This window comes from Paenibacillus sp. W4I10 (assembly GCF_030816325.1).
GTDB lineage: Bacteria > Bacillota > Bacilli > Paenibacillales > Paenibacillaceae > Paenibacillus > Paenibacillus amylolyticus_B.
On the sequence record NZ_JAUSXX010000001.1, the window covers coordinates 139486 to 149314 of the forward strand.

At 40.5% G+C, this 9829-nt stretch carries 13 protein-coding genes; 11 read left to right on the top strand and 2 right to left on the bottom strand.

The window, feature by feature from the left end; all coding sequences use genetic code 11:
* Nucleotides 1-58: 58 nt before the first annotated feature.
* From QF049_RS00585 to QF049_RS00635, 10 genes are all read left to right on the top strand, one after another.
* Nucleotides 59-574: a hypothetical protein gene (locus tag QF049_RS00585; protein WP_307534130.1), complete on the top strand. Its 516-nt coding sequence runs from the start codon at nt 59-61 to the stop codon at nt 572-574.
* Between the two features lie 174 nt (nt 575-748).
* Nucleotides 749-1324 carry a hypothetical protein gene (locus QF049_RS00590; RefSeq protein ID WP_307534132.1) on the top strand — a complete coding sequence of 192 codons (576 nt, stop codon included), beginning with the start codon at nt 749-751 and terminating at the stop codon, nt 1322-1324.
* Nucleotides 1325-1342: 18 nt separating this feature from the next.
* Nucleotides 1343-2308, top strand: a complete 966-nt coding sequence (locus QF049_RS00595) for a hypothetical protein (protein ID WP_307534134.1) — start codon at nt 1343-1345, stop codon at nt 2306-2308.
* A gap of 17 nt (nt 2309-2325) precedes the next feature.
* Entirely contained in the window at nt 2326-2781 is a 456-nt protein-coding gene (locus QF049_RS00600; RefSeq protein WP_307534136.1) for a DUF6630 family protein, read from the top strand.
* Between the two features lie 443 nt (nt 2782-3224).
* The gene (locus QF049_RS00610) at nt 3225-3701 is read left to right on the top strand and encodes a DUF6985 domain-containing protein (RefSeq protein WP_307534138.1); all 477 of its coding nucleotides are present in this window, start codon (nt 3225-3227) and stop codon (nt 3699-3701) included.
* Between the two features lie 219 nt (nt 3702-3920).
* On the top strand, nt 3921-4394 hold the full coding sequence (locus QF049_RS00615) for an SMI1/KNR4 family protein (RefSeq protein ID WP_307534140.1): 474 nt from the start codon (nt 3921-3923) through the stop codon (nt 4392-4394).
* Nucleotides 4395-4597: 203 nt separating this feature from the next.
* Entirely contained in the window at nt 4598-5179 is a 582-nt protein-coding gene (locus QF049_RS00620) for a hypothetical protein (RefSeq protein ID WP_307534142.1), read from the top strand.
* Between the two features lie 37 nt (nt 5180-5216).
* On the top strand, nt 5217-6119 hold the full coding sequence (locus QF049_RS00625) for a nucleotidyl transferase AbiEii/AbiGii toxin family protein (RefSeq protein ID WP_307534144.1): 903 nt from the start codon (nt 5217-5219) through the stop codon (nt 6117-6119).
* Nucleotides 6120-6300: 181 nt separating this feature from the next.
* Entirely contained in the window at nt 6301-6741 is a 441-nt protein-coding gene (imm48, locus tag QF049_RS00630) for an Imm48 family immunity protein (RefSeq protein WP_307534146.1), read from the top strand.
* Nucleotides 6742-6772: 31 nt separating this feature from the next.
* Complete coding sequence (locus QF049_RS00635; protein ID WP_307534148.1) at nt 6773-7312, top strand: RNA 2'-phosphotransferase; 540 nt, start codon at nt 6773-6775, stop codon at nt 7310-7312.
* A gap of 192 nt (nt 7313-7504) precedes the next feature.
* Here QF049_RS00635 and QF049_RS00640 read toward each other — a convergent pair whose 3' ends face one another.
* Both QF049_RS00640 and QF049_RS00645 read right to left on the bottom strand, forming a co-directional pair.
* Complete coding sequence (locus tag QF049_RS00640; protein WP_307534150.1) at nt 7505-8362, bottom strand: SDR family oxidoreductase; 858 nt, start codon at nt 8360-8362, stop codon at nt 7505-7507.
* A gap of 111 nt (nt 8363-8473) precedes the next feature.
* Complete coding sequence (locus tag QF049_RS00645; RefSeq protein ID WP_036668516.1) at nt 8474-8899, bottom strand: Rrf2 family transcriptional regulator; 426 nt, start codon at nt 8897-8899, stop codon at nt 8474-8476.
* A gap of 423 nt (nt 8900-9322) precedes the next feature.
* Here QF049_RS00645 and QF049_RS00650 point away from each other — a divergent pair, with 423 nt between their 5' ends.
* The gene (locus QF049_RS00650) at nt 9323-9799 is read left to right on the top strand and encodes a DUF6790 family protein (RefSeq protein ID WP_026080959.1); all 477 of its coding nucleotides are present in this window, start codon (nt 9323-9325) and stop codon (nt 9797-9799) included.
* Nucleotides 9800-9829: the final 30 nt, after the last annotated feature.

Here is a 9829-nt window from a genome sequence, read left to right on the forward strand (position 1 = left end):
TTCGAAATCGAATGAATCTAATGCAACGACAACACCGAAAAGCAGGTTAAAGGCCCCCATGAGCGATGAAGCCTTTGCTGAACTATGGGATGGATATTACCAACATGAAGCCATGCAAAAAGGGATGGATACGCAATTTGGTTTTAATCGCAGGGGAGGTTCAGCAGGCGGAACTGCAGGCCTGAGGCGGTCCATCCCCCAGGCAAGTGGAACAACGACGCCCAAAGTGAACACGAGCCCGTCTTCGTCCATCGTGCCCAAAGCGAAGACATTTGTCCGAAAGTATTGGGAAGACAATCAGAAGACGGGGATCGTGTCTGGTGGAGGAAGTCATTGGAGCAATAATAAGACGAATAAAACGGGTGAGACTACTTCGGGGAATGGAAAGACAGCAAACAGTGGGGGAAGGTCAACCTCTAAACCTGTAGAGAACCCGCCGAAGTCGAAAACAAGTTCGGGTAGTTCACCTTCTTCGAAAAAGAAAGAACCTAATGTACCGACAACGCCGAAAAATAGCACGACATCGAAGACGAAAACAGAAAAAAATGAAACGCCGAATGAAGTGAATACGTGAAAGCCGCCAACGAAGAAAAAGGACGAAGGTAGCCCAAGCGAACAAACAAAGAAACCAAAGGATACAAAGCAACCAAATACTAATGACAAATCTAGTGACAATACGAAAAAGAAAAAAGGAAAGAGTCAAAAGCAAATCCAACAACAACTTGACTATCTAGATCAAAAAATTAAAATGAAGGAAAATGGAGGGGCTAGCGAAGAAGAAATCAAGAAATTAAAACGACAACGAAGCAAGCTGGCCAATCAACTTGATACTCCAGATGATATAAGTAATAAATTTGATTTATCCGGTGTAGAAGGGTATGAGCGAAAAATCGATAATAAAAAATATTATGATCATGATAAGGGTGACTTTGGAGAGGAAGTTGCGAAAAAAATCGCAATAAACAATAATCTGGGTAAGGATATTTCCGATCTGTTCCAAGTTGGTAGGAACGGAATAGATGGAGCCTTTTTGTCCAAAGGTCCGCCTCCTAAATTAACCATGATTGAGGCTAAGACTTCGGAGTGGGGAAATTTCAACTATTCAACAGAGCAAAAACTGGGTGGTGCAAAATATTTTGAAGTAATGTCAAGCCGTAAAAATAAAAGTTTTGCGGATTTTAAGACAAAATACAAGAAACTTTTAAAAGAAAACCCAGGGTTGGAGTTTGGGTTTATCAGAGTAGAAGTCGATATTTCGAAAACTTCAGTTGGTTTTGGAGTAGATGTTGTAAAAGTAAAAGATTGGAGTAATCCAATCAAATAACATTTTAAGGAGAAAACAATGGTTAATTCAAAAAAATTGCAATTGGCCTACAAAAGGTATGTCAAAAATTTTGTTGATAGTAATGCTGTAAATGAATACGAAGAAGGTAAAAATGAGATTGTTGAAATCGTCGATATTAATGATACAGAGAGTGATCATATCCTATTAATTGATATGGATAATATATCTTCCTTTTGGTTAGATGTCTGGAAAAATGACGTATTGATTAAAAACGGTCGAGATGTAAGTGCACTAAAAAAAATTCAACAAACAAAATTTTATCAGTGCATGGGTAGGCATATTTATAAAGATCGTTATCCTAATATGAAATTGATTGATTATTCTTTTGAGTATAGCATCATTGCATTAGTGCACTTCAATTTATTCGGATGGGTAAAAGAGGAAAAGATATTTTTTGATTTTATAGTCAAATATCTTGGAGATAATTTAATGGAAGCAAATGATTGGAAACAACATATCTGGTTTTTAGTAGAGTTGTATCTACAACACACCAATCAAACAATAGAAGGAACTAATAAAAATATTCACTTGACTGTGAAGTCCGCATTAGCAGATAAGGGACGGCCATGTGAATTGATTCCAGAAGAACTTGGAATATATAAAGAAGTATTGGAACAATGGAATACGCCTGATCTGAATGAAGTTACGCATTTAATTGGAAGAATGTCCGAACATCATTCCACGCTTGCTTCAGAGTTAGGAAAATCGCTTGAATTTGGAAATTATGATTACGCTTTTTATCCTTATGAAATTTTGTATTTGCTTCATGTGAGAAAAAAACAAGGTCTGCCCAATCCAAGTCATTTTGATGATTTCCTGATGAACTCACCGGAGGCTAAAATGAACATTCAAGATCCTGAACCGTATCCAGAGTGGGATCCCGTTTTACGAATGATTGATGACTTTTATCGCAAAAACTATCCAGAGTATATCCCAAACCACCATGGAGTTCTGTTTGAATAGGAGAGGAGGAAGACTGCATGGCAGATGAAGATTTGGTGCCGTTAATTTTCGATGATGCAGAGGATATCGACATGATTTTGAATGATCCGGATGAATCACTGGCGTATTATAGTATGCTAAATCATGGCTTAGCGACCAAACGGTTTTTATTTCTGGACTACAAAGGAGAAGTGGATCAGGAAATCGTCAATTACATCTTAGACTATGAGTATGCCTATGATATCGAATTGGGAACTACAGATCAGCTAGAAGAGTTGGGAGAGTTTGTCTACAAATATCTCCCTGAGAAAATTAGGGAGGTGAACAAGCTGATTTCTCGAAAAGGATATGGTTTATTCTCCTATCCGACAGCAGGAGACTTCTATGCATTGTTCATCGCTGAACTTAAGCATGAGGGTGCGCTAACTCAAGTGGATTTATTAGAAGATGAAGATATTCCTGAAAAAGAGCGTCACATCCAGTTGTATTTTTAGTTCAAAGATAAATCAGACAGGCTCCGGTTATTTGACTGGAGCTTATTTGTTTTGATTTTTTTTAGAAAAGGTTAATCTTGTGTCTTAAAAGTCAAAACTTTGATCAACCATATGATACATAAAGTCTTTAAGATTTATACTCAGTGAAACAAAATATGAAAAATGACAAAAGATTTGGATAAATAGCAATGATTCCAGGTGCTCGTGACTACATATCGTATGATGCTGGAAGATCAAATGACGCAATGCAAAAAAGGCCTGGATGCGGAATTTAATTTTTAAGGGCAAGGCTGAAATGACAATATGGAGAACAAAAAAAAGTATACTTAGTATGAACTTAATGATGGGAAAATCATACAATTGGTTCCAAGTAGTGTTAATTCTAAATTTGGACACCTTGGTGGTGTAAGTGAAGTTAAATAAGAAAGGACGATACTCTAAAAATGAAAAAAGATGAGTTGTTTGGAGAAATTGTTTATGAAGATGTATGGATAGGGACGATAGAGATAACTATGTTTAGGAAAAACCAAAAAATACTTTTGAATATTTATGGCGAAGAGAATGAGGAAATTACTCCGAATCAACGAAATGCTTTTTCGCAATTCAAAGCGTGTATGCCTAGCATAGTAAAGGAAAGCGAAGATAAGATTTTAGAGTATTATTTAGAAAACTATGAAGATTATCGAGCAATGCAAAGTGATAGTGAAGAAGTTGAAAAAATTGCTCCAAAGATTTCATCAATAGACGAGTTAGGGAGACTTGTTACGCCTACAGGTTTGCTAATAAGATATGATTTCGAGGATGGTATTAGAAGAGTAGGGATATTATGTGATTGCACTTGGGAACAAGAACATGGATTAGGTATTAGTGTTGAAAATGAAGAAGTAGTAGAAGTGGGTCTTCAAGATATTGTACTTTAACAGGTTCTGTCAAAGACTTAGTGTAAACTTGGTTTATAAGCCTAGCAACAAGATCGTACAATGCCACAATGTGAGTTAACTGCCCGTATTGTGGTTGTTTTTATCTCTAAAATCAGCATGTTGGTGTTAGTGAAATGCACAACCTAGTACCTAAGGAGAGGGAGAGAGAACTCACGGTGGTTGTATGCATGCTAAAAGATAACATAAGGAGTGAAAGAAATGAGAGTGGATGTTAATACCATTGTCTTTCCATTGCCAAACAAAGAATTATTAGAAGTGGTTGAGCGAAGTTTGAGAGTTTCATTTCCTGAAACTTATAGGAATTTTATTAAGGAACATAACGGAGCTGTACCAATCACAAATATGTTTAGTATGAATCAGCAAGAATACATAATAGAAAAATTTCTATGTATATTGGATGACAGTGAGTCTGATCCTATTAATGGATGGTATGATATTGAAGTTACTATTACGCAAATAGGTGATAGATTAACTGATAATGAAGATTTAGTGGGAATGAATGTAGTTCCTATTGCAACGCTTTTTTCAGGAGATCTTATTTGTTTGGATTTTAGAGAAACAGAAGAGCCTACTGTAGTTATTTGGTTTCATGAAGAGTCAGAGGAGTTTTCTCCTGTGACACAAAAAGTCGCGACCAATATATTAGAATTTTTTGAATTGCTGAGTAAATAAAGTTCTCCTAGTTCATGTTAACGAATGCCCCAGTTGTCAGTATCTTGTAGAGAAATTAGGGGTGCGTTTTGAACGTGAATTGTAAAACTTAAAGAAGATCTGTGGAAATATTTGAGTTGAGCGATGTGAGTGGAGAATTAACAGAAGATAGAAGAGAGATCTGTCTAATGAGAGATGACAAAAATCAGTAAGGAAGTGACCTGATGGAATTTGAATATCATGTAACCATGCGTGATCTGAAGCAGAACGAGAAAGAGACCTTTATCAACATCTGTAATCAAGAGAACGTGAAGCCCGTGTTGATCGTCTTGGACAAAGGTGAATATATTAATCAGCCAATGATTACAGGCATTGTACATAGCACGAATTACGAAGAAGTGAAGAATGTTATTGAAGAAGTTGGGGCGAAGTTTCGGGATAACGGATTCACAGTTGTTCGGACGAAGGTGGAAATTCCGGCTAAGGAAGAAACGTATTTTTATCAGCCGATGCTGGCACAGTCCAAGCCTTATTTCGAATGGCACGGAAAGGTATATGTGGATGATGTGGCCGTATTGAAGCAACTGTGCGCGGATTCGGGCGGACATATTTCACGGAACTCGCTGAATGTGGATGGAAAAGTCAGATTCGTAACGGTCCGGGAATATGAAAGTGCAGAACATTTTTATCGTAGAGTGGGAGAAATTCATGACATCTTACTGCAGAACAAGATCGAACTGTTAAAACAGCAATATGAACTGTGCATCTATGACAGCCGGGAAGAACTGGATCGTGGATGGATCTAATTGGATGTTGAGTACGATGAATGGAGGAGGAGAACGAGTGTCAGAAAAAAACATAAAAATGCACCTCCTAAATGAGGATGAGCGATTCATTGTTGTGTTGGAAGCTCTATTAAAGCGCGCTTCTCTGGTGAATAGTCCATTTGTATTAAAAGGAAGCTTATTGACAAGACAATATTTGGAGAATCCCAATGTTCGTTATGTTGATGACATCGACTTTCTGTATACGGGTAAAATTGAAACTGAGGATCAGGCCAATACAGTGTTTACAGACTGGATGATTCGGGTAACTGAGATGGATCTGAATGACGGTATCGTATTCCGAAGCTTTCGGGAGAATACCTTTTGGCGCAGAATAGACTACGCGATGGCGGATGATTTTCCCACGGTGAACACGGAGCTTGCCTTTTATATTGATAGTGAACCAAGGAGCGAAAATGAGTATGGAGATGAGGATGAGCTGCATCTGGATATATCCTTTAACCTCGACTTGGATGAGAAGCCTGTTACTCTATCGTACCAACCCATGGTTGGTGAAGCTTTTGTCGTTCCTTACACTGTACCACTCTCCATCCAAATTGCATGGAAGCTGCATCAAACGATAGTGAGGCCCAGGTTTAAAGACTTGTATGATTTGCAGCATCTGTTGTCTAACCCATCATACGATCAGCAGGCTCTCCAAGAGACATTACAGACCCTAGTCAATGAGTGCAATATGGACCCGGCTATTACGAGAGAGGATATGAAAAAGGTGTTGGTTGACGATCTGCATGATGTATTTTCGAGGTTAAATTACGATTATGATCTGCAGTATTATGCCGGAAGCCGCAGTCCTGAAGTCTATTTTATGGAGTTTGTTTCGGAGCTACGCCAAACGATGAATCATGCCGGGATTAACAGTGATGCATATGAACATTTACCAAACTGCACTAACCATAAATAGAGATTTTCATGTACTGAAGAAGAGGAGCTAATAGCTTTTCTGTAAGAAAGCTGCTTCGGAAGCATACGCTTCGCCTTTTATCTCCAGAGGAATTTGAAACGAACACCTCAACTCCGATACAATGTTCTCATAGAGTCTGAGAGAATGGATCAAATACAGTACAGAAATGGAGAAAACCAATATGACTGAATTTATTAACGCTGACGATATTAATGACGTAATTCTGGGTGCGGCAGCAAATGAGCTGGAACAGATGGTGGACAAAATGTGTGAGCTGATTGGCACCCCTTTGGAACAAACGAGTGAACTGGAGCGTCAGGTCATGGCTGCTTTTGGTTTTGGCGCGGTATATGGCATAACTCATCGGGATCAGCTGGCAGAGCCACAGGCCCATGCCTTGAGCATTCGGATGCTGATCAAACCGTTTAATTATAGTGAGCAGCAGGCTGTTGATTTTGCCGATGATCTGATCCGGGTGGCTTCCGATCGTGAGGTTCATCCGGTGATGAATACCATTATCCAACGTGGGATTGATGGACACCGCCAGTTCAATCAGGAAGACGATGAAGGATTACAACGTAACATACAGGAGATTTTAACAGCGGTTCAATCGCAAAAATAGACGGTTTTATTAGATGTGGGAGATGATTGCATTGGATCTGATGAAATTAAGCAAGGAACTCTCATACGCTCTGCGACATGCACCGTGGGAGTATGAGCTGGAACTGGACGAAGAGGGTTGGGTGGAAATCTCGCAATTGCTGGTGGCTTTACATGAAAGTCCGCAATGGAAGGAAGTCACGCAAGCCGATCTGGAGCAGATGATTCAAGCCTCGGAGAAAAAGAGACATGAAATCCGTACAGGCCGCATCCGGGCATTGTATGGACATTCGACACCCCATAAGATATCGAAGATATCTGCTGAGCCACCGGAAACCCTTTATCATGGAACACCCGCACGTGCTGTGAATTCGATTATGGAACATGGCTTACAGCCGCGGCAAAGGCAATATGTACATCTGTCCGCAGATATCAATACGGCCAATCAGGTGGGACGAAGACGGGATGATCAGCCTGTCATTTTGAGAATCAATGCTGCTCAAGCGGCCACAGATGGAATCCTTTTTTATCATGGAAACGAAAATATCTGGCTGGCCGATCACATTCCTGCATGTTATATTCTTGAGCAGTGACTGGTGAGCAATGAGTGATGAACTTTGTGGACAGCATAAATGCCTATCTCCAATTGCAGCAGTCGCAATCAATTGGTGAGTGTACAGTCATCCGTTCAACGGGTATATCGTTGTATTGATCGTTAGCTACACCAAACCAAAAAAGGGACGCATCCAACATTTGTTGGTGTGTCCCTTTCTCATATCCAAAACTTACTTGCCTACAATTGCTTTAATACCTTCGCTAAGTGGCTGAGCCGGACGGCCAAGCAATTTCTCTAATGTATCACTCTCGACAGCCAATGCACCTTCACGAATAGCACTTTGCATATCAACAAGCATCGATACGACAAAGTCCGGTAGACCTGAACCTTTCATGATGTCAGCGTAAGCGGCATCGTCCACGTTTTGCACGTTGATTTCCTGTCCAAGCACTTCACCAACAATGGCAGCCAGTTCAGCTTGCGTACGTAGTTTGCCGGACAATTCATATACGGTATTCTCATGTCCTTCACCTGCGAGTACAGCTGCAGCAGCATGGGCGTAGTCACTGCGGGTAGCCCAGCCTACTTGGCTGTCATTGGTGGCATGAACCCAAGGTGCGCCTTGCGTAGCGGCTTGCACACTGCCTGCTTCATTTTCCAGGTACCAGTTGTTGCGCAGGAAGGAATACGGAATGCCGGATTCACGAATAGCTTTTTCTGTAGCGCGGTGAACTTCCGCCAGGGAAAGGGTATTTTTCTCTGCATTCACAACGCTTGTATAAGCGATGAATCCCACGCCTGCGTTCTTGGCAGCGTCAATGGCAGCCTGATGTTGGCGAATACGCGTTTCATTGTCACCATCAGTCGAGATGAGCAACAGACGGTCTACACCGGCAAAAGCTTTCTCCAACGTCTCCGGTTGATCGAAATCACCGTGACGCACGTCAACGCCTTGAGTGCGGAGTGCTTCCGCTTTCTCCGGATTACGCACACTTACTGCCACATCCTTGGCAGAATTGTTTTTTAACAATGCCTCTACAACCAGTGAACCCAATTGACCTGTTGCGCCAGTAACCAAAATTTTCATTTTCTTTTCCTCCTATGATATGTGTTGTTGGTTGCATATGGATGTAATCAAATATGTTATAACAGGTGTGATTACAACGAAAGGGTTAAAAAAAGCTCATTATGAGCTTTTTTATTCAGAGACATGAATCTGATCCATCATCTGCTGTATGGTTACACGATTCAAGCGCTGTTCCATGGCTGTCTGAGCCTCAATGAGTTCGGCACGCAAGGTGTGTTCAATCATGTTGCCGACCGGACATTTCGGATTCGGATGTTTGTGAAAGTTAAACAATTCCCCATCCTCCACGACCTCAAGCGCTCGATATACATCAAGAAGGGTAATGTCGGCCGGATCTTTCAACAATGAAGCACCGCCCACACCGGGTCTGACGTCAATCAGACCAGCCTGTTTCAACTTGGACATAATCCGCCGAATAATCACGGGATTTGTATTCACACTCTGCGCGATCACATCTCCGGTGCATTCATTGGGCATAACAGCGATCAGGGACAGGGTATGAACCGCAATGGAAAAGCGACTGCTGATTTGTCTCATGCGATAATCACCACCGTTGTAACTATAATAGTTACAAAGCGATCGGATGTCAATTCTTTTATATCATAGGTTAATTGATCGTTGCTGTTATCCTGTAATCGTAGATGATCAAACAGATGATAATTGAACGATCACCTATGTCAAATAAATGAGTTGTGGTTCTTTTGAAGCGTTAAAAAAGAAGTAGGTTTCAAACCTTTTAATGTAATAATAGGGCTAAATTCCTATTATTTTCAAGTTAAATGGAACTATATGGTTTTCTTGTTTGCGTACAGAAGAAGAAAAATGACAAAATCTTCGACATACTAGAAAATTATGTATGAATTGACAAATGTAAAAGCGATTATATAATGTGTGTATCTACAAGATTGTACATTTAGTTACAAATGATTCCAAATAACAAACGGCGGGAGTGGGACAGGCATGTGGTTTTTGGTTCTATGGTTGTTAGGTCTAATTTCAGGGGGAGTACACCTATATGTGTTAGGTTTTCCCGGAGAAATGAGCGAGATTAGCAGAGTATTGCTGCTTCATCAGTTTGTGGTTACGTTTGGATTGGTTGGAGTGATTGGTTATGTTGTCAACATTGCCAGAGCGGATCAGACAGCCAAAATGTTAGGATGGCCTGGTGGACCATTTCAGGTTAAATACGGTTTTTCCCAGGTAGGGCTTGGAGTTATGGGGATTATGGCCATCTGGTTCCAGGGGAACTTTTGGGTTGGTGTATTGGTAACGATGTACATATACGGGTTAAGTGGTCTTTGGTCACATACTTATGTCATGATTAAAAATCGCAAGGCAGATGGAGACAGTATCGGGAATCTCATTATGGATGTGGTGTATCAAACGTTTATCACGGTTCTCTCCGTATTGGCCGGCGGAATCTGGGTAATGCACTAAGCTGTAATTGATTTTTTGCCTTACACAGCT